This window comes from Ensifer adhaerens, from assembly GCF_002940685.1.
Lineage (GTDB): Bacteria > Pseudomonadota > Alphaproteobacteria > Rhizobiales > Rhizobiaceae > Ensifer > Ensifer adhaerens_E.
This window is the reverse complement of record NZ_PNFP01000011.1, coordinates 48993-70667: the sequence shown is the minus strand read 5'-3', so window position 1 is coordinate 70667 and position 21675 is coordinate 48993. Positions and strand designations below refer to the sequence as shown.

Here is a 21675-nt window from a genome sequence, read left to right as displayed (position 1 = left end):
CGGGTCCCGCTTTTCCTGCGCGTCATGCATTGCTTGTCGAGAGCGCGGGGGCCACCCGCCTGCAAGGTGATGCGGCCAAGCGATTTCCTCGGCCAGCACGCGAAGAACACCCGCTCCGCAAAGGCTTCGGGCACGTTTCCAGGTGGTCGGCCAGCATCCGTAGCTCGTCCCCTGCGCCGCGCCCCTGGCAATTCGAGGCAATCAATGCCGGCCCAACGAAAAACGGCCCGGCGTTTCCGCCGGGCCGTTTCCGATTGTTTTGGGGATACGCCGCCGCTTAGGCTTCGGCGCGGGCCCGTTCTTCCTGGTGCGCGCCGGCAAGTTCTTCTTCGCGTTCCCGCTTGTTGTAGCGGATCGACGACCAGAGCGAGATGCCGATGAGGGCCGCACCACCGAGGCCGGTGATGACTTCCGGAATGTGGACCAGCGTCTGGAAGTACATGACGACCGAGAGGATCAGGATCGCGTAGAACGCGCCGTGCTCCAGGTAGCGGTACTCGCTGAGCGTTCCCTTTTCGACGAGCATGATCGTCATCGAGCGCACATACATGGCGCCGATGCCGAGGCCGATCGCGATGATGAAGAGGTTCTGCGTCAGCGCGAAGGCGCCGATGACTCCGTCGAACGAGAAGCTGGCGTCGAGCACTTCGAGGTAAAGGAAGGCGCCGAAGCCGCCCTTTGCCGCCGCACTCATGGTTTCCTGCTGTGCATCGAGCAGACCGCCGACCACCTCGACCACGAGGAACGTCAGCAGACCATAGATCCCCGAATAGACGAAGGTATGGACGTCTGCCGGGTCGAGCAGCGTGGAGAAGCCGAGGATGAGCGCCAGGACGAAGGCGATCTCGATGCCCTTGATGGTCGCAAAGCGCGCCATCTTGGTCTCGACCCACTTGATCCAGTGCACATCCTTTTCATGGTCGAAGAAGTAGGTGAGACCGACCATCATCAGGAAGGTGCCGCCGAAGGCCGCGATCGGCAGGTGCGCGTCGTTCATGATGCGCGCGTATTCTTCGGGCTTGCTTGCCGCCAGGACGATCGCTTCGATCGGGCCGATCTTCGCTGCGATAACGACGATGAGAAGCGGGAAGACGATACGCATGCCGAAAACGGCGATGATGATGCCCCAGGTCAGGAAGCGATGCTGCCACTCGGGCGTCATGTCCTTGAGCTTGTTGGCATTGACGATGGCGTTGTCGAACGACAGCGAGATTTCGAGCACCGCAAGCACGGTGCAGATGAAGAATACCGAGGCCATGCCGCCGATGGTGCCGGTCGACTGCCAGCCGAGCCAGGCGCCGAGCACAAGGCCGACCGCGGTGACGATGAAGGCCCAGGTGAAATAACCGAGCGCGCTCGTGTGCGATTGAGGCTGGTTCATCGACGGGCCTCCTTCGCTCTGACGACACCGGATTCGGTGAAGAAATGGGGTTTCAAAACGGAAATGCGCACGGCCGAAGGGGCACATGCGTAAGGCATGAGATCAGTTTTCATGGGAGCTAATCCGCCGGCTAATTTGCTGGCGGTACCGACATCACGAGAGCGCCGTAAAAACTCTCGCCAGAGGGGCCCGGCACCAGTGTTCCCCGCGATCCGATGTCTGGAGGGCGGGACGACTGTCTAATTAGCAGCGCCGGGCGGAACGTCAAGAGGGCCGTTCCTTGCTTTGTCCGACGATCACCAAGCGGTTGTTACGGCGTTCTGTCTCGCTACGGCTCCGTCTCGCGCGCCGGCGTTGAATCATTCGCAAAACTTATGGTTCCATTTGCAGACGGCAATGGATCGGCGTCACCGAATGTGGCATGGCCTGCGCAACTCATCGAAGGCCCTGCAATGACCGTGATCACCGCCCCCGCATCCGCCCCGAATGCCGCCCGCACCGGCGTTCTCATCATGCTCTTGGGCATGCTGATGTTTTCGCTGAACGACGTCATGGGCAAGTGGCTGGTGGCGACCTACTCCGTCAGCCAGCTGATGGTGATCCGAAGCGTTGCGGCGCTGTTGTTCCTGTCGCCCTTCATTCTCAGGCGCGGCCTACGCTCGATGTTCCGGGTCGAACGTCCCGGCCTTCAGGCTTTGCGTTCGCTGCTCTTTGCCATCGACGCCTCCGCCTTCTATTTCGCGGTCGCCTACATGCCGCTTGCCGATACCATGACCTACTGGCTGGCCGCACCGATCTACGTCGCCGCAGCCTCGCCGTTCCTGCTCGGGGAGAAGGTCGGCTGGCGGCGCTGGACGGCGATCCTGATCGGCTTTGCCGGCGTTTTGATCGCGCTCGAACCTTCCAAGGAAAGTCTCGGCCTTCCGGCGCTGATCGCGCTTGCCGGCAGCACGGCCTTCGCCTTTGCGCTCATGCTCGGCCGCACGCTTCGCTCCACGCCCGACACGACGCTGGTTTTCTGGCAGATCGTCGGAGCCCTCATCTTCTCGCTCGTGGGCGTCGCCGCCAATCCCTCCGGCTGGGCGCCGGTCGATGGCGAGGCGCTATTGCAACTCGGCATGCTCGGCATCGTCGCGATGCTCGCGCATATCCTGGTCAACCGTTCGCTCAAGCTCGCCGATGCGGCCACCGTCGTGCCGCTGCAATATACACTGCTCTTCTGGGCCGTCGTCTTCGGCTGGTTCTTCTTCGGCGATACGCCTCGCCCGACCGTGCTCGTCGGTGCGGCATTGATCGTCGCCTCCGGCCTTTTCATCTTCTTCCGCGAACAGCAGTTGAAGAAGCGGAGCGCAAAAACCTGATGTTTCCCGCCGCCAGGCGGGGCTTCCATCATCGGCGACACTCTGCTACGCCGCCGGCGTCCAGGCTTGCAAGGAGACTGAAGTGGCCAAAGCGATCCATTCGATGATCCGCGTTCTCGACGAGAAACGATCGGTCGATTTCTATCGTGCGGCCTTCGGGCTCGAGATCGCCGAGCGGCTGGACTTCGAAACCTTCGTGCTGATCTATCTCAGCAACGCGGAAAGCGAGTTCGAGCTTGAACTGACGGTCAACAAGGACCGCACCGAACCCTATGCGCTCGGCGACGGCTATGGCCATCTGGCGTTGTCGGTCGACGACCTCGACACCGAACATCAGCGCCTCACGGAGGCCGGCCTCAACCCAGGAAAGATCGTCGACTTCAACCGCGATGGTGCTCTGCTGGCACGCTTCTTCTTCCTGGTCGATCCCGACGGCTACAAGGTCGAAGTGCTGCAGCGCCACGGTCGCTACAAGTAGGACCTGGTCGACAAGGCTGATCAACCAAAACAATACCGATTATCGCGCCTATCTATTTCGCTTATAGGCGAGCGCGACTTAGTCTTCCCTGGAAGCATCAAGAATGATGCGCAACAAGGGGAACGCGAATGAAGAAACGGATTGCAGCAGCAGTGCTCGCCATCATGGCGGCAACCGCGTCGGCCCAGGCAGCAGAGAAGATCAAGATCGGCACGGAGGGCGCCTACCCGCCCTTCAACTTCATCGATCCCGCCGGCAAGATCGGTGGCTTCGACGTGGATATTGGACTTGCACTTTGCGAGCGCATGAAGGTGGAATGCGAAGTGGTCGCCCAGGACTGGGACGGCATCATTCCGGGTCTGGTCGCCAAGAAGTACGACCTGATCATCGCCTCCATGTTCATCACGGAGGAACGCAAGAAACAGGTCGCCTTCACCAATCCCTACTATCTTGCGGCCATGACCCATGCGGCCCCGAAGGGCGCCGGCTTTACCGCGTTCACCAATGAGGCGCTCAAGGGCAAGGTGATCGGCGCGCAGTCGGGCACCACTCAGGCCGACTACATCACCGCCACCTATCCCGATGCCGAGATCAAGCTCTACCCGACGCAGGACGAGGCGAACCTCGACATGGTCAACGGCCGCCTCGACCTTCAGGTGGGCGACATGCTGCCGCTGCTCGACTGGGTGACGAAGAACGCCGACGGCAAGAGTTGCTGCGAACTGATCGGCGAACCGATCACCGACAAGAAGTTCGTCGGCGAAGGCGTCGGCATTGCGGTGCGCCAGGAGGACAACGACCTGCGCGAGCGGCTGAACAAGGCGCTGGATGAAATCCGGGCCGACGGTACCTACAAGAAGATCAACGACAAGTACTTCACCATCGACGTCTATACGATGAAGTAAACCCGCCGAGCAACGACACCGATCCGTGAGGCACCAGATAGGCGGACTTCCGAACCGTTGTGCCAGCAGACGCTGGCACAACGGCGGAGGCGCTTATCGTTGCGGACAGTGCCAATCGGCCGCGACTGGGCCTTGCGCTTCAACGAACGCTGCAGTGCCCTACCGGGCAATAACAACAAGCAGCACGCTGCTGTCGTGTGCAACGGTCACATTCAACGAAAATTGCGCGCTTCATGTCTTTGATTCTGCCGCGCGAAACCGGAGATTTTGGCAAACACACGTTTCAGCGTGGGCATCGCTCGACTGACGTGAGATACCGACTTCCTTGGGTCATCGCTAGACAACAACGGAGCAACTGTCACCGACAACTCAGGAGCGAAGCTCCTACTTCAGAACGAACACTTCAACCCTTCCGTTGTTGTTGGCCCGCAAAGTCTCATAGAAAATTCTGTCATCATAGGCCCGAAACGGCACATAGTCCGAGCCAAGCTTCTCAGCAAGGATCTTCGACGCGGTTCCAAATTCACCGGCGCGGGGGTCACTTCCAGTGATTATGAAACGTGGGCGATGCTCCAGTATTTTCGTCATCTCCACGCTGGGATCAATTCCCATCGCTTTCTGATACCCCTCTTCAAGGTGATGAACTGGAGACGCAAAGCGGGTTGGAGGCAGAACTTTTGACAGGTAATACAGTATCATCTGATAATCATAAACGTATATTGTGTCATTTTCTGATAATAGCCCACTTATGTCTTTAGCTATTTCAGATGGGACGTCGGGGGCCTTTCCATCGAGGACCTTAACCCAACCATCGGCGCCGGCCTTAAAAATAAACCTTTCATTATCTAGACTGACCGCAGAAAACAACACCATCCAAAAGCATACAAAAGCGCGAACATACTTCTTAGGCGTAATGCTACACAGCAACAGACAAAGAAGCAAAATGGACAACGGCAGCAATTGAAGATAATACTTAGCGTAAACCCTCTTACTAGCGACAATTGCAGCGAAAACAAATGGGATATATATAATTATTCTCGTTGAGAAATCACTAAATATAAAGAATATATCTTCTTTTTTCTTAAATAGATGAAAAATATAAAATAATACAAATGTTGCAACCAAAGAAACCAACAAGAAATACGAATCAATTACCTTTGGTATTTGCAAAAATGTCTCAATCCAGCTTCTTTCCAGCGTATACCCAGTCAAGAATGTTTTCTGAAGATAAAAGTACTCCGATATATCGCCCCACACCATGACTGGGAGCAACAGAGCAAAAACAGTTGCAGAAAAAGATGCAAAAATTACGAGACCGCCGATGAGGAACGCGCGAGTGGCTTCCGCCAGGGACTTCCCTCTGTGCAGGAGGAAAAGATAATCGAAGACAAATCCGAGGATCAGAAAGCCCGACAGATAGTTGGCCTGAAATGCAACTCCCCAAAGGACACCGATCAGGATTGAATTCCTGGTCTTTTGCAATGGAGTCCGAAACTGAAAATGCAGCACGACGAGAACAGCCATGAAGACAATGTTCATGATCAGTTCCGGCTGCGCAGCGAGACCTTTGTTGAGGGACGAAAAAAAGGCATAGGTAATCGTTCCGGTCAGAACGATGGCTGCGTCACGCGTGACCGTCAGTCGAACGAGAATGCCAAAGAGCGTCGCGCCTGCAATACCGATTACCACTGAAAGAAGTCGGATTGCGGCCACGCTCTCCCCGAGGAACCATTGGGGAAGTGCGTAGATGTAGTAAAGCGCGACGGGTTTGTGCTCGAAGGTCCCCGACAGAGGCATTATGCCGCGCGTTAGGTCGCGCGCAACAAGTGTGTAGATACTCTCATCCCAGTGCACAACACTCAGCGGGAAGACGACCAGCCTCGGCACGCCGGCGCAAACGAACGCCAAAAGAAATATTGACCAATAGATGTGCGCATCAACAAAAGCTGCAATACCGCCGTCTGCCCTCGAACCATGTTCACTGCGCGCATACGACTCGTCGGTTGCCATCGGTATTCCTCTCTGCACGTCAAGGCCTAGCACGCAAGGCACAGCAGAACGGCTGATCCTACATCGACAGTAGGTTGGTGATAATCAGGCTGTCATGTCAGGTAAATCCTAACTTGCCAAAGTTCGGCATACCCTGTGAACCTTATCCGACTTTGTTGAGCGTAGAGTCGTTTCAATGACCAAGCTATTGATTACGGGCGGAGCCGGTTTCCTCGGATCGCATCTTTGCGACCGCCTACTTGCAGATAGTCACGAAGTTCTTTGCGTTGACAATTTTTTCACCGGATCGCGAGGCAACATCCGGCACCTACTCAACAACCCCGATTTCGAGCTGATGCGCCACGATGTGACGTTTCCGCTTTATGTCGAGGTTGAGAGGATCTACAATCTTGCTTGTCCAGCTTCGCCCATTCATTACCAGCACGATCCGGTCCAGACGACCAAGACAAGCGTGCATGGCGCCATCAATTTGCTGGGACTTGCAAAGCGGCTGGGGGCACGGATCCTGCAGGCGTCGACTTCCGAGGTATATGGCGACCCCGATGTCCATCCTCAGGTCGAGAATTACTGGGGACACGTCAACCCGATTGGACCACGCAGTTGTTACGATGAGGGCAAGCGTTGTGCAGAAACCTTGTTCTTCGACTACCACCGGCAAGTGAACCTTGAAATCAAGGTCATGCGTATATTCAACACCTATGGTCCGCGCATGCATCCCAATGACGGTAGAGTCGTCAGCAATTTCATTGTCCAGGCACTGAAGGGTGAACCCATAACGATCTACGGTGACGGCTCTCAAACCCGCAGCTTCTGTTATGTCGACGACCTCATCGACGGGATGGTGCGGTTGATGGAAAGTCCTGCTGAAGTCACTGGCCCGGTCAACATCGGCAATCCCGGAGAGTTCAGCATGATCGAGCTCGCCGACCTCGTCCTGAGAATAGTCGGCGGCCCGTCGAAACTGGTTTTTCTACCACTTCCTCAGGATGACCCGAAGCAGCGCAGACCAGACATTAGTCTTGCAACAAAGACGCTCGGCTGGGAGCCTAAGGTGACACTTGAAGATGGCCTTAAGCCAACGGTCGCCTATTTCAAGGAGGTCTTGTCATGACTGGCAATGTGGTTGCCCACGTCGTGGTCACACCGGTCTACGAAGACAGGATAGCGTCTTCCCGTCTGTTCAAGGAGCTGAAGCTGGCATTGGGACGCGACGTTTTTGTCGTCGCCGTCGACGACGGATCCGTGCGGGAGCCGGTGGAGCCCTCCGCCATCGCGGCTGCGGGCCTTAAGGGTGTCGTCGTCAGGCTCAAACGCAATGTTGGCCACCAGAAGGCGATAATGGTCGGCATTGGATATGTTGCACAACATTTGCCAATGGCCACTTGTGTTGTCATGGACTCGGATGGTGAGGACCTTCCGTCGACTATTCCCGATCTACTTGCTCCGCTAGCGGCCGACGACGTCGATGTCGTGGTTGCGCAACGAAGGAGCCGTGTCGAGACGGTCGAGTTCAAGCTGTTTTACGTCATTTACAGATTCTTGTTCAAGCTGATGACCGGACGCAGCATCAGCTTCGGCAACTTTATGGCCCTCAAACCGTCGGCCGTGAAGCGACTTGCGGGCATGCATGAACTCGGAATACACGTCGCCGCCTGTGTCTTGACCTCCAAGCTTAGGGTGACGCGTCAGCCGATCAGCCGCGGTCCTCGATACGCGGGAAAAAGTAAAATGAACTTCTCTGGTCTCGTACTCCACGGCTTTCAGGCGTTCATGGTGTTCGCGGAATACGTGCTCGTGCGAGTGGGCATTGCATGTACTGCCATCGCCGCATTTTCGCTTGCCGGCATTCTCATCTCTCTTCTCCTAAAGCTCTTCGGCCACGCCACACCAGGATGGTCATCGACCGTGATGGGCATACTTGCGCTCGTCTTGTCGCAAACCGGCGTGCTGACACTCATGACATTGATGCTGACCGGCATCGTTCGGGGCAACAATCTCCTTGCCAGCAACTACCTCGAGTTGATCGATGAAATCGTACCTGTTGAGAAGGAAGTTGCCTTGGCCGGATAGCCGAACCCTCGAAGTCGCGCGCTTCGTAGGAAATGGGGTTCTAGCCACTGGGATACATTTCGCCATCCTGACATTCGGGATCGAGGTTCTGCATATACCGTCGGCCGGCCTGGCAAACTTCATCGCCGCGTTTTTCGGCATCACGGCCTCGTTTCTGGGGAACCGCTACTTTGTCTTTCGATCGCGGAGTGAACAGATATGGGTGCAAGCAAAGTCTTTTGCTTGCCTATACGCAACGATCGCCTGCTTCCATGCCGCGTTGCTTCTTGTCTGCACCGATTGGCTAAAATTCGACTTTCGAGTGAGCTTTGTCTTCGCAACCTGCCTGCAAATCATCATCAGCTATATCGGCAATCGCTTTTTCGTGTTTACGCATTAGGTGTGTGGCCCGTGGTTTAGTGATGCGATCCTTTCTGCGGAATGGAAGGAAGCGATATGGGACAAGTTCGGCGCGGGAGCACCGCGACAACGCACGCTGATCGGGCAACGCTGCGGCGACCGGAAGCTTCGCTCTTGGCACTTGGGATCGTCGGAAATGTATTCCAGTTGGGCAACCAGCGGCGGTCCGTCATTGAGCCGCTGCCGCGGAAACCCGGCCCGGTGCCCGCCGGGTCGATGATCGCCGCGTCATCAGCGGTATTGTCCGTGTGTTGCGCGCCGGATGCCGCTGGCAGGATTGCCCGTCCGCTTATGGTTCACCGCTTCCATCGCTGAGCCGGCCACGGCCGGTCGCAGAAGCGCTTTCTCAGCCCTGGCCGAAGCCAATCCGCACGACATGCTGGATGGCCGGGCGACACGGCGCGTTCGGAATTCTGGCCGCGTCCCATGGGCGCGGCCGGCCTTTTTCGGCTAGGCTTCCTTCAACGCACGCTGCTTCGCCACGATCGCCTTGAACTCGGGATCGTCGACGAGCGTTTGCACGGCCCAGTAGCCCTCGAGCCACTCGGCCTCGCCCTCCCAGCCGCCGTCAACCAGCTGGCGCAGATTGGCAAGCGCCCGCGGGCGATCGCCGGCAAGCGTCCAGGCCCCGGTGGCATGAAAGCGATACCAGCTGATGTGATGGCTTGCCCGTTCCAGATGCAGCCCCCAATCCCGGCAAGTGGCGGGATGGAGATCGCCGACGTTTTCCGCCGGAAGATTGCCGCTATAGGCGATGTGCCGGTCGCGCTCGATAAGGCCGCAGCCCTTGGCGATCGCGATCGACCCCTTGTTCGAGGCGTGCGTATGCCATTCGATATCAGGCCGTCCGCGCCTGACGCACTCGGCGATCGTCGCCGTGGCCGCCACTTTGGCAAGCCCGAGACGCCGATAGCCGCGTTCCGTCCCGACGCCCAGTTCGCACCGCGAGCCGCTGACGCTGTCGGTTGCGCAATGGCTGACGATGCATCCGTCATAAAGCACGCAGAAGCCGATGGCGTTTTCCAGGAAGAGCTCGGCCGAAGCCCATCCTTCCATGAGGTCCGTCACCGTGTCGATGTTGCCGGGCTCAAGATCGAGCAGGCGTTGATCGATGGGCACGAGACGAAAGCCTTCAGGCAATGCCGTCGCCGCAGGACCATGACTTGCGCCGGAAAAACCCAGCCGCACGCGCGGATGCGGCAGGGCGAAGGTATTGGACCATATAGCGCCGAGGCGGTCGGACCAGTGGTCCTCAACGAAGAAATAGGCCCAGGCAGGGATCAGTTCCTTCAGGTCGGCAAGGCTGTCGCTCGCCTCGTCGGGCAATCCCGCCAGATAATAGGCATCGCCATTGGCGAGCAGCGCGATGCGTGGTTCGACCGGGCGGTCGACCCAGACTTCCCCATCGATCGTGCCGTCGAGCACGGCTGCGATGGCCACATGAATGGAAGAGAGATCCTTTAGACGGCGTTGGGCAGCCGGATAGGCCGCCTGTTCGAGTAGAAACATGACAGTGCAATCCTGTTGCGGCGGGATATCCCATCCCTGCCGCCAGAAGAAAGAGAAGAGACGAGCAGGTCGTCCCGTTTCAGACCGGCTTCAGCCGACCGGCGCACGGCGTTGAACACTGTCATCTTGTTACCTCTCTCTTCTTGCACGCGCCGATTTGGACGCGATTGCAGTCGACGGACTAGGCAGCCAGGCCGTGCAGCGCAAGCGCTTAACGGTAACGGCAGCAAAATGGTCTGCCGTCCGGCACGCCGCTTTGGCGACTGCCAGGGCAGGCGCTAAGGCTCTCTTGCCAAGATTTGGTGTAGTCTCACGCCGAAATCGGTGAAAGCATCGGAGACCGACATGTTCGACCTCAACGGAATGACGGCCCTGGTAACCGGCGGCGGCCGCGGGCTTGGCCTTGAGATGGCAAAGGCGCTCGCACGGGCCGGGGCTGCCGTCGCGATCAATGGCCGCAATCCGGCGGCGCTCGAAACCGCGCGCCAGCAGGCCGCCTTCGACGGAATCGCACTCGACATCGTGCCAGGCGATGTTTCAGCCGAAGCGGAGCAGATCGTCGCTGCCGCCGCAGGCAGCACCGGTCAACTCGACATCGTCATTCACGCCGTCGGCGAGCGTGACCGGCGCGGCACGGACGTCATGGACCCCGCCGCTTTTGCCGCCCTCGTCAACACGGACCTGACGGCCGCCTATGCAATGGCAAGAGCGGCGCTCCCCTTCCTCCGGCGCTCTCGTTCCGGCCGGCTGATCTTCGTCACCTCGATTGCCGCCTCCGTCGCGCGGCCTGGCGACCCGGCCTACACGGCGGCCAAGGGCGGTCTCGATGCCCTCACCCGTTCGCTGGCGGTGGAGCTTGGATCGGAGACGCTGACGGTCAATGCGATCGCACCGGGCTGGTTTGCGACCGAGACCAATGCGGCACTCGCCGCCGATCCGGCGCTGCAGGCCTTCGTCGATGTCCGGATTCCCTTGAAGCGCTGGGGTCAGCCGGAGGAAATCGCACCCGCAGCCGTGTTCCTGGCATCGCCGGCCGCAAGTTTCGTCAATGGCATCACCGTGACGGTGGACGGCGGCATGACCGCTCAGATGTAAGGATCATCCGCGAACGACTTGCCCCGAGCTTGGGGCTGTGCCGCGACCGCCGCGCATTCTTTGGGCGGCTGGTCGTCACCACCGCTCGGAACCGGCAGGCAACCCCTCGGCAAGCAGCGTCGCCAGGTTCGACGCCGGCTTCTCGGCTTTTGCCTTCAGCCGCAGGCTGAACTCCGCATGCGGCAATGGCGGAAGCGACAGCGCCGGGGGCGCGACTGCCACGCCTTCTCCGAGGAACCGTGCCGTGCGCGCCGTGACGGCAATACCACTTCGCACCGCCGCGCGCAGACCCGAAAGGCTCGGGCTTGTCGCCGCTATGCGGTAGCGACGCCCCGCCTCTTCGAGCGCCGCTGTGGCGGCCGCGCGAAAGCCGCAAGGCGGGTCCAGCACCGCAATCGGCAACTCGTCGTCCGCCGTCGATGAAGCATCCGCTGCCGATAACCAATGCATCGGTTCGCGCAGAATCGCGAGTTCGTCGGGCGTCGGCCCCTCCCGCATGACGATCAGCACCTCGATCAGCCCCTGATCGTAGGCGGAGGTCAGTTCGCGGGACCGGCCGACCCTGAGATCGAGCCGCACACGCGGATGGGTGCGGCCGAAGTGACGCAAGAGATCCGGCAGGTTGCTGTCGGCAAAATCCTGGGTGCAGCCGAGCGCCAGGCGGCCGTCGGTGCTGGCGCCCTTGAGGCTCAGCCACGCATCCCGATGGACCTCGAGAATTCGTCGCGCGTGAATGACCAGTTCCTCTCCGGCCGGCGTCAGAATTCGCCCCCTGCCCGAGGGCGCGAGAAGCGGTTCGCCGATCATCGTTTCCAGGCGCTGCATCTGGGCGGTGACCGCCGAAGGCGTTCGCCCCACGGTCGTGGCCGCATTCGCAAGAGAGCCGCTCTCGGCAAAGGCGAGAAAGGTACGAAGCAGGTCAGGGTCGAAGGCTTGCATAACTTCATAATAATCGAATTATATATGCAAAACAATTCGATTTTATCCAATCTGAACCGGTGGCAGATTGGGCTCACACAAGAAATACGAAGCCCGAAAGGAACCACCCAATGCCCATCATCAACGTCACCGTCAGCGGCAAGCCAGACCCGGCACTCTCGTCACGGATCGCCGCTGCGGTCAGCGAACTCACGGCCGCTCATCTGCGCAAGGACCCGACGATAACGGCCATCGTCGTCACCTATGCGGATCCCGAACATTGGTTCGCCGGCGGAACGTCGCTTGCCGAACAGAATGCCAACAGCTTCTGGCTCGACATCAAGGTCGTCGACGGGACCAACACCAAGCAGGAAATGGCCGCCTATCTCGAAGCGATCTTCGGTCGCTTTGAACAACTGCTCGGAAGGCTGCACCACGAGAGCTACGTCCTCGTCCACGAGGTTTCGGCCGCCGCCTATGGCTATGGCGGCAAGACGCAGGAGTTCCGCTACATCAGCGGCAAGCTCAAGTCGGGCGCCTGAAACCTTCGGGCGCTGCTTCGCGCAACCTGCACTCGGTGCGGTCGTGGAGCGCTCGAAGGCGTGGCAGAGCAGCCTCGCTTCTCACCCGCCAGTCCAATGCGCCGTCCTATTTTGTCGGAACGATGATTGGTCTGGCGGGAGGCGATACCGACGTCCGGATCCGTCGAGAATTCCCGCTTCGGTCGTTGCCGGCGTCTTCAGCGGATGGGAGGTTCAACGCAAGGGCCTTCGCGAACCGGAATGGCTGTGCTCGCCCGACGGCAAGCGGTCGACTGCGGCGTCACCGCCCACGCCCTCGCTCTCGCCCGGCAGCGGGCAACGTCGTCACCCGGACGTCGCCTCGCCGTCAAAATTAGCGCAACAGTCGCGCAAGCCCAGCTCGAAGGTCGGTTGCGCAGCGATAGTCGAGTTTTGCGTGGAGCGCCTGCACGCAACCCCGCGAGCGCCTGACCTCACCAAGCAGGCCGTCCACATAGGTGATATCCGAGCCGCTGTCGGTTTCCTCGATCATGATCCGTGCGAGATCGCTGATCGAGGTCTCGACACCGCTGCAAACATTGACGATGCGCGCGCCGGTGTCCCAGTGGCCGATCGCGTGCAGCAACGCCTCCACAACGTCGTCGACATGCACGAAATCGCGGGTCTGGCGGCCATCCCCATGAATCGTGATGTTCTCGCCGCGCGCCAAGCGTTCGGCGAACTTCGCGATCACGCCGGAATAGGGAGACGCCGGGTCCTGCCCCGGCCCGTACACGTTGAAAAACCGCAGGCCCAGGCTCGAAATGCCGTAGACCTCGTAGGCTGCCCGCGCATGGAGTTCGCAGGAAAGCTTGTCCGCCCCGTAAGGCGAGAGCGGAATACAATTGCCGGTTTCGGAAAGCGGCAACTCCTGGCTCGCCCCGTAGACCGCCGCCGACGAGGCGTAAACAAGCGGAAGATGCGCGCGGGAACGGGCAAGCTCTTCGATGATCGTCAGGAACCCCGTTATATTGATGGCATGCGACGACGTCAGTTGCCGCTTGCATCGCTCCACCGAGGAGATCGCCGCCAGATGAACGCATGCGTCGACATCGGCGAGCGCGCGACGCACGGCATCGCGGTCGAGAACGGAGCCCTCGATGAAGGCAGCGGTTTTGGGAAGGTTCTCGATTTTTCCGGAACTCAGGTCGTCGAGAACAACGACATCATATCCGAGATGCAGCAATTTTCGCGTCAGATTCGCGCCGATGAAGCCGGCCCCACCGGTAACCAAGATGCGTTTCAAGTGATTTTCCCTCTCGACGCTTCCGATGGGAAGCACCTGGATCCGCGATGTTGTCGGGGTCAGCGCCGAGGTACAAACGCAACCTCGCTTTCGTCTCGGTCGCAATCCTCGCTTGCGGCCGCACTGCCGTCAAGACGCAGGCGGCGCGGTTTACCGTTGCGCGTCGACCTTAGCGCCTGCAAATAATGGATTCGACGATCTCAAATGGAAAAGTGACATGAGGCGCAGAGAGCCTCCATGCCCTCCGATGGCCGCGGACGAGGTGATCGACCTCTGATTGGCCACCGATGGGGATCTACGTCGGCGGCAAACCGTCAGCACGACATCAAACAAGCCGCCAAATCGTCGGTGTCGACCTGTATGACTCCGGAAACCTTGGCAGTCGCCCGTCGTCATTTTGTATTGCGCCCTGCTGTAAGCGCGACTTGCCGTCAAAGCAAAGCCATGTGCTCAAGCAGCAACTTGTTCACGGCGTGCACATCGAATTTCGACTGGGCCAGTTCACGCGACCTGAACCCCATCTCCGTGATGAGCGAAGGCGCTCTCAGAAAGCGGCACATCGCCTCTGCCAGTTGCTTGGCATTGCGCGGTTCGACAAGGTAGCCGTTGAGCCCGTCGACCACCGTCTCGTCGCAGCCCGGCAGGTCCGTGGTGACGACCGCGCGGCCTGTCGACATCGCCTCGAGAATGCTGCGCGGAATGCCCTCGCGATAGTAGGAGGGCAGGACGAAGACGCTGCAATCTCTAAGATGCGGGCGCACGTCCTTGGTTTCTCCGAGATAGGTCAGGCTCCCGTCGCTGACCCATGCGTCGATGGTCTCGGCGGAGATCGCCGCCGGGCTCGGATCGAACTGTCCCAAGAGCCGAAACTCGGCTTCGGGGAACTGCTGGCGGACGAGGCGCGCGGCCTCGACATATTCGCCGATCCCCTTGTCCTTCAACAGACGGGCAACAAGCAGAAAGACCGGGCGCCCGGCGGGCGGGTTCGAAAAGGCATAGTGATCGAGATCGACGCCGGAGCCCGGCACCAGCGTCAGCTCCCGTTGATCGGACATCAGCCTGCAATCGGCGATGTCGGCCGAATCCGCACGGTTATAGGCAAAGACCCCGCCTGCCCCCTTGAGCGCCAAGCGGTAGAGCAGGACGCTCAGCTGTTTGATGCGGCGCCCGAGCCAACGCTTGCTCGCTGCGTCCGAATAGACGTGGCCGAGACCGGTAACGAGAAAATACCGCCGCTTGACGCCGGCAAGGCGGGCGGCAATGCCGCCATAGACAATCGGCTTCATCGTATAGGGGATCACGACATCGACCTGCCGCAAACGAAACAGCCGCCAGTAGGACCAAAGCGTCGCGAGATCGGTCAGGGGGTTGAGGCCGGTACGCGCCATTGGCAAGCAAACGAACTCGACGCCGATCGCGGCAAGCTGGCGGACGACGTCGTCGTCCTGCTCCGGCCCAACGGCCACGACCGAATGACCGGCCTCCACGAGGCGCCGCAGCAGCTCCAGGCGGAAATTGGTCAGCGAACGGCTGTAGCTCGAAAGCACGGCGATACGCTGCTTGGGAACTGTTCCGGCAACCACCGCCCCCGCCTCGGCCGCCGCCCGCTGTGGCGGCAACTTGACCGGAGAAAATTCGCTCGCGTCAATCAACATACGGGGAACTCCATACGAGCGTTCGAACGATCGCACTGATCATATCGGCATCGGCGTCGAGGGCGGCCCCCGCCTGATACCCGTCAGCGCTGCCTGCAGCACATCGTCGGAGAGATGCGCGACATCGGAGTCGGCGGCACCGTCCTCGCCTTCGTCCGAGGACAGCCCTCCGGCCGCACCTTCGGCCGGGTGCTTGTCGAAGCCGGGAATGAGGCTGTTCATGATCGCAAAGACCATCGCCTGGTCGCCGAGCTCGCCAAAAAGCTTCAGCCGCGCGAACATCTCCTTGAGCGTCGCCAGGGGCACGGCGTTCGGGATCGCGCCGAGCACGCCCGGAATGGGTGAGCTTATGCGCTGCTCGCCGCTGTCGAACAGCTCCTCGTAGAGCTTCTCGCCGGGCCTGAGACCGATGATTTCGATATCGATGTCCTTGCCCGGCGTAAGCCCGGCAAGCCGGATCATGCGCCTGGCGATGTCGATGATCTTGATCGGCTCATTCATGTCCAGCACGAAAATCTCGCCTTTGCCGATTTCACCTTCCAACCCATAGGCCGATGCCTGCAGCGTCAGTTCGACAGCTTCTCGAATGGTCATGAAGAAGCGCGTCATGCGGGGATCGGTAACGGTGAGCGGCCCGCCCCTTGCAATTTGCCGCTTGAAGAGCGGGATCAGCGAGCCGCTGGACCCGAGCACGTTGCCGAACCGAACGGTCATGAATCGCGGGCCGGAGCCCTTCTTGAGGCAATGAAGGTCGAGCGCCTGGCAATAGAGCTCCGCCAGTCGCTTGGTCCCGCCCATCACGCTGGTCGGATTGACGACCTTGTCGGTCGAGACCTGCACCATCGCCTGCACCTTGTAGCGACGGGCAGCGTTGGCGACGTTCATCGTGCCGATGACGTTGGTGAGCACGCCCTCGCATGGGTTGAGCTCCACCATCGGCACATGCTTGAGCGCGGCGGCATGGAAGACCAGCTCCGGCCGATATCGTGCAAAGACGCCGTTGACCCGGTTGGCCCGGCGCACATTGCACAAGTTCGCCGTCCGCTTGACGCGCGGATAGCGCTCGCCAAGCTCCATGTCGATTGCATAGAGATTGTATTCGCAGTTCTCGACCAGAATGAGCTCCGCCGGTTCACGCGCGGCTACCTGCAAGGTCAACTCGCTGCCGATGGAACCACCAGCGCCGGTGATCAAGACGCGCCGGCCGCGGATCAGACGAAGAATAGCCTCGTTGTCGAGGGCAGCCTGCGGCCGTTCCAGAAGGTCCGTCAGTTCGATGGAGCGCAACTCGAAACGGCTTTCCTGTTTGGCGCTCTTGAGTTCCGTGATCTGCGTCAAGCGCGATACGGTCATGCCGCGCGCTTCAGCGCGCCGCACGACATCTTCCGCGCCCTCGCCGAACGCCGAAAGCGCTTCGGTGAAGACCACATGGCGCGGCATCTGTCCGCTTTCGGCGAGCTCGCAGACCACACGGTCGAAATCGCTGAGCGCACCGAGGATCGGAATCCCGCGTAGCGTCATGTCCGTATGCTCCGGCGTCGCCTCCAGGCAGCCGACCGGCCTGTGGTTGCAATGTGGATCGCGACGAAGCGCTCGCAGATAGAGATCGGCCGCATGGCCACTGCCGACGAGCAAGGTCGGGATCTGGTCGGCATTGTCCTCGGCGACCGGCCGCCGCCGTGCCGGGCGCAGCACCAACTCATCGAGCCGGAAACTCAACCGCGAGGCGGAAAGAAACGCGGTCAGGAGAAGCGCCTCGAGCGGCACGACGCTGCGCGGCATATCCTGGAGACGGTTGGCGAAAAAGGACATCAACACCAGGGCCGCCGAACTGATCAATACGGCCTGGAGGATCGAGCGCAGGTCCGAGACGGAGCAGTAACGCCAGTCGCGGGCGTACAATCCCGCAATCGGAAAGGCGATCGCACACGCCAGAAGGTATCGCGGCCCGGTGGCGGCAAGCGCCCAGAAGAGCTCCGGTCGCGACGACATGCCGTCGAAGCCGTAACGCAGGAAAAAGGCGGCCACGAGCGCCAGGCCTGCCGACGCCAGGTCCATGGCGTAGAGCGCGCGAGAACGACGAACCTGCTTGACCGAGGACACGGCCGTTTTTGCCGCCAAGCGCAAAAGCGCACGTCCGACGGCGGCAAACCAGGTGAAGATGGTGAGAAACCTTGCCCAATATCTCGCCATTGACGGCGGAGACGGGGCGACGGCTTGCGTGGGCTGGGCAGCGGCCTCGTTGCGATGCATGCGACACCCTTCGATCCATAGAACGCCATTCAACCGCCGCACCGAGAACGGACGGACGAATGATGCTCCTTGAGACGTCATGTCTCGTTGAATTTGTTTTGGAATAAACTTCTAATACTCGTTAGATCACACTACGTTACCTGAAATTAATTTCATTTATCCACTGATATACGCTTTGGTACTCGCAATGATATACGCCACTTTCCCCAAAACTCTCGCACGCCAGAATCAACGTGTAAATTATCTTTTTGTTCTATCGCGAGCAATTTACCTAATTAACTTAGAACTCAATAGTATTATTGCTTATTTATCTATAACCCATAAGGATTAATTAGAAGCCACCCGACCATCCTATGCAGCGAACGACACCTTTGCGGACGGAGTGTAAGCCACAATTGAAACACGCGAGAATGAGTATAATTTCAATATTATGATCATACAATTAGATATCCATTAGGATAATCGAGAGATTACAAAGAAATCTTTGCAATATTACTTCTAGAAAATCTTGACCGTTTCGGACGCGCGCTCCAATGCTCGCGGTACTCATCCCTGTCCGCTGGACCCGTCGATTGCAGATGTCGCGGACAGTTTCCCGCCGATCATTCCCCGGCGAAGGCGCGCTGATAGGAATCCGAGATCGGACGCACCAGGTATTCGAGGAAGGTTCGGTCGCCGAGTTCAATGAACGCATCGATCGGCATGCCGGGATGCAGCTGTTCCATGCGCACGCCCGCCGGCAGCGGCATGTCCAGGCGCAGCACGGCGCGATAGTAGGGTTCGCGGGTGGCCGGATCGGTCAGACGGTCGGCCGAAACATGCGCAACCGTCGCCGATACCTCCGGCGTCAGGCTGGCGTTGAGCGCCGAGAGGCGAACCCTGGCCGCCTGCCCGACATGGACGACGTCGATGTCGCGCGGGCTGAGACGGGCATCGACGACCAGATCCCCTGTCGGCAGGATCTCCATGATCTTCTCGCCGGGGCCGACGACGCTGCCGACGGCATTGTAGACCGAGGCGACGACAACCCCCTCGACCGGCGCCTTGACCACGGTGCGATCGAGCACCCGGCGTGCCGCCTCCACCTGTTCTTCCACGTCCGCAAGTCCGGTCTTCACCTCGTTCATTGCGGTCACCGCCTGCTCGACGCGCTGGGTCTTCAGCCGTTCGATCTGTTCACGCGCTTCGGCGACCTGCGTGCGGCTCGACGAGGCTTCCGCCTGCAGCATTCCGACCTGGCCGAGCAGGTCGGCTTCGACCCGAAGGAGCTGGGTATATTCCGTACGGTTCGTCAGCCCCTTTTCGAGAAGGCTGAACTTCCGTTCCGCTTCGCTGCGCACGATCTGCGTCTGCTTTTCGACCGCCGCCTTTTGAGCCGCCAAGCCGTCAAGCGCATCGTTCAGGCTCTCGACCCGCTGCTGCAGGATGACGGTCTCGGAGGTGAAGCGAGCAAGCCGGCTTTGGAACTCCTTGACCTGCTCCTCGGTCAGGTCGCGGCTCGCCGCCGACATCGTGGCCGGCGCATTGCCGATTGCAATCGTCAGATCCCGCCGTCCGTCCCGTTCGGCGGCAAGACGCGCCTCCCGCGCCTTCAGCGCCACCCATTGCTTGGCGAGACGGTTGAGCTGGGTGCGGGCCACGGTGTCGTCGAGAACGACGAGCGTCTGACCCCTTGCGACCGCATCCCCCTCGCGAACCGCGATCTCGCTGACGATCCCACCTTCGAGATGCTGCACCAGGACATTTCGGCCGGTGGCGGCAATTGTGCCGGCAGCGACCGCTGCCCCGGAGAGCGGCGCCGTTGCCGCCCAATAGCCGAAACCCACAAGGATCAGGGCAAGCGTTCCATAGCCGAGCCGGGCGATCCGCCCGGTACCGGTCGCAATCGACTCCCGCCAGGACCTCCGTGTGTCAACCGTCGTCATGGCCGCTCACCGGTTCTGCCGGGCAGGAAAGCGGAGAGCTTTGCCGGCGGCAGGTTCGGCGGTCGCTTGGCGGCGGCTGCCCTTGCGGCCCGTTCCGCCCTGTCGGACTGCGCCCGACGCGCCACCTCCTCCGTCGGACCAAAGTCGTCGATCCGGCCATTCTTCATCACCAGGATCCGGTCGCAGGTGGTTGCGATCGAAATGCGGTGCGTAACGAGGACAACCGTGACGCCGCGCGCCTTCGCGTCTTTCAGCGCCCGCCCGAGTGCAGCCTCCCCTTCGCTGTCGAGGTTGGCATTCGGCTCGTCAAGGACGAGCAGGCGCGGAGCGCCATAGAACGCGCGTGCGAGCCCAATGCGCTGCCGCTCGCCGCCGGAGAGATTGTTGGAACCGGGCCCGATCAGGGTCTGGTAGCCCTTCGGCTGCGACAGGATCAGATCATTGGCATGGGCCGCGCGCGCGGCTGCGACCACCGCCTCGTCCGGCGCATCAAGCTCGAAGCGGGAAATATTGGTGGCGATCGTGCCCGGCATCAGCTGCACGTCCTGCGCCAGATAACCGATGAGACTGCCGAGTTGCGCCGCGTCCCAGGTCCTCAGATCTGCGCCGTCGATGCTGATCGAGCCCGCGGTCGGCGCAACCGCTCCGGTGAGAAGCCTTGCAAGCGTCGACTTGCCCGCCCGGCTCGGCCCGACCACTGCGATGCTTTCGCCCGCAGCGATGGTGAAATTCAGCCGCTTCAGGATCGGCTCGGGATCGGCTCCGGCGTCCGGCGAGACGTAAAGCAGGTCGCGCACGGCAATATCGCCGGCGGGGTTCGGAAGGAGGAGCTTGCGGCCGCTGGTGTTGCCGGCCTCGATCACCTTTTCGAGCCGTCCCCAGGCGCTGCGCGCCTCCATCGCCTGCTTCCAGATCCCGACCAGTTGATCGAGCGGCTGAAGCGCACGGCCCGACAGGATCGACGAGGCAAAGATCATGCCGGCGGTCATCTCTCCTTTCAGGACAAGCGCCGCACCGACGGCGAGGATTGCCATCTGCAGGATCATTCTGACAGATCGTGATATGCCGCCGAAGATGGCGTTGACGACGAGGCTTCCGTCCGCCGCCGTAGTTGCGGCCGCAAACTGGCGGCCCCAGACCTCGCCGACATTGCCCGACATGCCCATCGCGCGCACCGTCTCGGCATTGCGGCTGAACATCTGCGCCGTGAGATTGGCGCTGGTGATCCGCTCCTGCGCGAACTGCGATGCCTTCTTGTTCATGGATTGATTGAGGAAAACCAGCAACAGGATCGCGATCGCGCCGACCGTGGTCATCAGGAAAAGCAGTGGATGCAGCAGATAAAGGAGCGCTGCGAACACCGGCGAGAACGGCAGATCGAAGAGGGTCGGCGTGCCGCGCGAAGCGACGAAGCCCCTGATGGTCGCAAGATCCCGCAGAGGCTGGATGTCGCCCGGCTCCCGTCCGGTTGCCGTGACCACGTTTGCAAAGGCTGCCGCCCCGAGTTCGCAGTCGAGCTTGGCCGCCATCCGGACCGCATAGATCGCCCTGATGACATCGAGCAGACCGAGGAATGCGAAGGCAAGGAACGCGATAATCGTGAGATAGACGAGCGTTTCGATGCTCGAAGAGGGCAAAACCCGATCATAAACCTGGATCAGGAAAAGGGGCGAGGTCAGCGCCAAGACGTTCACGACCGTTGAGAACAAGCCGAGATCGATCACGCTGCGTCGGAACGCAGCGCGTAAACTGCCGCTTCTGATTCTCTTGTCTGCCATGCTGCAACGACACCGGTTCCAGGGATTTGAGTGGGGCCGTATCGATGGAAGCGCTCCCCGATGTCAACATGCCGGGGGTTGAGTAGATACTATATACCTGTTGTAGCGGTTGCTTGTAGATGCTATTTTAGA

The 21675-nt window shown here is 60.2% G+C and carries 17 protein-coding genes and 1 pseudogene; 9 read left to right on the top strand and 9 right to left on the bottom strand.

What is annotated here, in order from left to right; genetic code table 11:
* Window positions 1-277: 277 nt before the first annotated feature.
* A complete protein-coding gene (locus tag C1A35_RS21230) occupies window positions 278-1381 on the bottom strand; it encodes a DUF475 domain-containing protein (RefSeq protein ID WP_104666245.1) in 1104 nt (367 codons plus the stop codon).
* 452 nt (window positions 1382-1833) lie between these two features.
* Here C1A35_RS21230 and C1A35_RS21225 point away from each other — a divergent pair, with 452 nt between their 5' ends.
* The 3 genes from C1A35_RS21225 (at window position 1834) to C1A35_RS21215 (ending at window position 4125) form a co-directional block, all read left to right on the top strand.
* Window positions 1834-2742 carry a DMT family transporter gene (locus tag C1A35_RS21225; protein WP_104666244.1) on the top strand — a complete coding sequence of 303 codons (909 nt, stop codon included), beginning with the start codon at window positions 1834-1836 and terminating at the stop codon, window positions 2740-2742.
* A gap of 82 nt (window positions 2743-2824) precedes the next feature.
* Window positions 2825-3220 carry a VOC family protein gene (locus tag C1A35_RS21220; RefSeq protein ID WP_104666243.1) on the top strand — a complete coding sequence of 132 codons (396 nt, stop codon included), beginning with the start codon at window positions 2825-2827 and terminating at the stop codon, window positions 3218-3220.
* Between the two features lie 128 nt (window positions 3221-3348).
* Window positions 3349-4125, top strand: a complete 777-nt coding sequence (locus C1A35_RS21215) for an ABC transporter substrate-binding protein (RefSeq protein WP_104666242.1) — start codon at window positions 3349-3351, stop codon at window positions 4123-4125.
* A 384-nt stretch (window positions 4126-4509) separates the two neighbouring features.
* On the opposite strand, the gene C1A35_RS21210 is transcribed toward C1A35_RS21215, so the two are convergent.
* Window positions 4510-6135 carry an ArnT family glycosyltransferase gene (locus C1A35_RS21210; protein WP_104666241.1) on the bottom strand — a complete coding sequence of 542 codons (1626 nt, stop codon included), beginning with the start codon at window positions 6133-6135 and terminating at the stop codon, window positions 4510-4512.
* Between the two features lie 175 nt (window positions 6136-6310).
* On the opposite strand from C1A35_RS21210, the gene C1A35_RS21205 reads away from it, so the two are divergent.
* The 4 genes and pseudogenes from C1A35_RS21205 to C1A35_RS21190 all read left to right on the top strand — a co-directional run.
* Entirely contained in the window at window positions 6311-7246 is a 936-nt protein-coding gene (locus C1A35_RS21205) for a UDP-glucuronic acid decarboxylase family protein (RefSeq protein WP_104666240.1), read from the top strand.
* A complete protein-coding gene (locus C1A35_RS21200; RefSeq protein ID WP_104666239.1) occupies window positions 7243-8205 on the top strand; it encodes a glycosyltransferase family 2 protein in 963 nt (320 codons plus the stop codon). Before C1A35_RS21205 ends, C1A35_RS21200 begins: the two co-directional genes overlap by 4 nt.
* Window positions 8162-8584 carry a GtrA family protein gene (locus C1A35_RS21195; protein ID WP_104666238.1) on the top strand — a complete coding sequence of 141 codons (423 nt, stop codon included), beginning with the start codon at window positions 8162-8164 and terminating at the stop codon, window positions 8582-8584. The genes C1A35_RS21200 and C1A35_RS21195 overlap by 44 nt, the downstream gene beginning before the upstream one ends.
* A gap of 167 nt (window positions 8585-8751) precedes the next feature.
* A pseudogene (locus C1A35_RS21190) lies at window positions 8752-8900 on the top strand (transposase); the annotation flags it as partial.
* Between the two features lie 154 nt (window positions 8901-9054).
* On the opposite strand, the gene C1A35_RS21185 reads toward C1A35_RS21190, so the two are convergent.
* Entirely contained in the window at window positions 9055-10113 is a 1059-nt protein-coding gene (locus tag C1A35_RS21185) for a GNAT family N-acetyltransferase (RefSeq protein WP_104666237.1), read from the bottom strand.
* 345 nt (window positions 10114-10458) lie between these two features.
* On the opposite strand from C1A35_RS21185, the gene C1A35_RS21180 reads away from it, so the two are divergent.
* Window positions 10459-11208 carry an SDR family oxidoreductase gene (locus C1A35_RS21180; RefSeq protein WP_104666236.1) on the top strand — a complete coding sequence of 250 codons (750 nt, stop codon included), beginning with the start codon at window positions 10459-10461 and terminating at the stop codon, window positions 11206-11208.
* Between the two features lie 75 nt (window positions 11209-11283).
* Here the strand turns inward: C1A35_RS21180 and C1A35_RS21175 are convergent, their stop codons facing one another.
* Window positions 11284-12147 carry a LysR substrate-binding domain-containing protein gene (locus C1A35_RS21175; protein WP_104666235.1) on the bottom strand — a complete coding sequence of 288 codons (864 nt, stop codon included), beginning with the start codon at window positions 12145-12147 and terminating at the stop codon, window positions 11284-11286.
* A gap of 110 nt (window positions 12148-12257) precedes the next feature.
* Here C1A35_RS21175 and C1A35_RS21170 point away from each other — a divergent pair, with 110 nt between their 5' ends.
* Window positions 12258-12668: a tautomerase family protein gene (locus C1A35_RS21170; protein WP_104666234.1), complete on the top strand. Its 411-nt coding sequence runs from the start codon at window positions 12258-12260 to the stop codon at window positions 12666-12668.
* Between the two features lie 352 nt (window positions 12669-13020).
* Here C1A35_RS21170 and C1A35_RS21165 read toward each other — a convergent pair whose 3' ends face one another.
* From C1A35_RS21165 to C1A35_RS21145, 5 genes are all read right to left on the bottom strand, one after another.
* On the bottom strand, window positions 13021-13932 hold the full coding sequence (locus C1A35_RS21165) for an NAD-dependent epimerase/dehydratase family protein (protein ID WP_158665119.1): 912 nt from the start codon (window positions 13930-13932) through the stop codon (window positions 13021-13023).
* A gap of 431 nt (window positions 13933-14363) precedes the next feature.
* The gene (locus C1A35_RS21160) at window positions 14364-15587 is read right to left on the bottom strand and encodes a glycosyltransferase family 4 protein (protein WP_104666232.1); all 1224 of its coding nucleotides are present in this window, start codon (window positions 15585-15587) and stop codon (window positions 14364-14366) included.
* A gap of 39 nt (window positions 15588-15626) precedes the next feature.
* The gene (locus C1A35_RS21155; RefSeq protein WP_104666438.1) at window positions 15627-17780 is read right to left on the bottom strand and encodes a nucleoside-diphosphate sugar epimerase/dehydratase; all 2154 of its coding nucleotides are present in this window, start codon (window positions 17778-17780) and stop codon (window positions 15627-15629) included.
* Between the two features lie 662 nt (window positions 17781-18442).
* Complete coding sequence (locus tag C1A35_RS21150) at window positions 18443-19765, bottom strand: HlyD family type I secretion periplasmic adaptor subunit (RefSeq protein ID WP_104666231.1); 1323 nt, start codon at window positions 19763-19765, stop codon at window positions 18443-18445.
* Window positions 19762-21543 (bottom strand): type I secretion system permease/ATPase, encoded by a 1782-nt coding sequence (locus C1A35_RS21145; protein WP_104666230.1) that lies wholly within the window; start codon window positions 21541-21543, stop codon window positions 19762-19764. The genes C1A35_RS21150 and C1A35_RS21145 overlap by 4 nt, the downstream gene beginning before the upstream one ends.
* Window positions 21544-21675 lie beyond the last annotated feature (132 nt).

Excerpts from the sequence above, each read along its gene's own strand:
- C1A35_RS21230 (WP_104666245.1), bottom strand. The coding sequence starts at position 1,381 with ATGAACCAGCCTCAATCGCACACGAGCGCGCTCGGTTATTTCACCTGG.
- C1A35_RS21225 (WP_104666244.1), top strand. The coding sequence starts at position 1,834 with ATGACCGTGATCACCGCCCCCGCATCCGCCCCGAATGCCGCCCGCACC.
- C1A35_RS21215 (WP_104666242.1), top strand. The coding sequence starts at position 3,349 with ATGAAGAAACGGATTGCAGCAGCAGTGCTCGCCATCATGGCGGCAACC.
- C1A35_RS21210 (WP_104666241.1), bottom strand. The coding sequence starts at position 6,135 with ATGGCAACCGACGAGTCGTATGCGCGCAGTGAACATGGTTCGAGGGCA.
- C1A35_RS21205 (WP_104666240.1), top strand. The coding sequence starts at position 6,311 with ATGACCAAGCTATTGATTACGGGCGGAGCCGGTTTCCTCGGATCGCAT.
- C1A35_RS21200 (WP_104666239.1), top strand. The coding sequence starts at position 7,243 with ATGACTGGCAATGTGGTTGCCCACGTCGTGGTCACACCGGTCTACGAA.
- C1A35_RS21195 (WP_104666238.1), top strand. The coding sequence starts at position 8,162 with ATGAAATCGTACCTGTTGAGAAGGAAGTTGCCTTGGCCGGATAGCCGA.
- C1A35_RS21185 (WP_104666237.1), bottom strand. The coding sequence starts at position 10,113 with ATGTTTCTACTCGAACAGGCGGCCTATCCGGCTGCCCAACGCCGTCTA.
- C1A35_RS21180 (WP_104666236.1), top strand. The coding sequence starts at position 10,459 with ATGTTCGACCTCAACGGAATGACGGCCCTGGTAACCGGCGGCGGCCGC.
- C1A35_RS21175 (WP_104666235.1), bottom strand. The coding sequence starts at position 12,147 with ATGCAAGCCTTCGACCCTGACCTGCTTCGTACCTTTCTCGCCTTTGCC.
- C1A35_RS21170 (WP_104666234.1), top strand. The coding sequence starts at position 12,258 with ATGCCCATCATCAACGTCACCGTCAGCGGCAAGCCAGACCCGGCACTC.
- C1A35_RS21160 (WP_104666232.1), bottom strand. The coding sequence starts at position 15,587 with ATGTTGATTGACGCGAGCGAATTTTCTCCGGTCAAGTTGCCGCCACAG.
- C1A35_RS21155 (WP_104666438.1), bottom strand. The coding sequence starts at position 17,780 with ATGGCGAGATATTGGGCAAGGTTTCTCACCATCTTCACCTGGTTTGCC.
- C1A35_RS21150 (WP_104666231.1), bottom strand. The coding sequence starts at position 19,765 with ATGACGACGGTTGACACACGGAGGTCCTGGCGGGAGTCGATTGCGACC.
- C1A35_RS21145 (WP_104666230.1), bottom strand. The coding sequence starts at position 21,543 with ATGGCAGACAAGAGAATCAGAAGCGGCAGTTTACGCGCTGCGTTCCGA.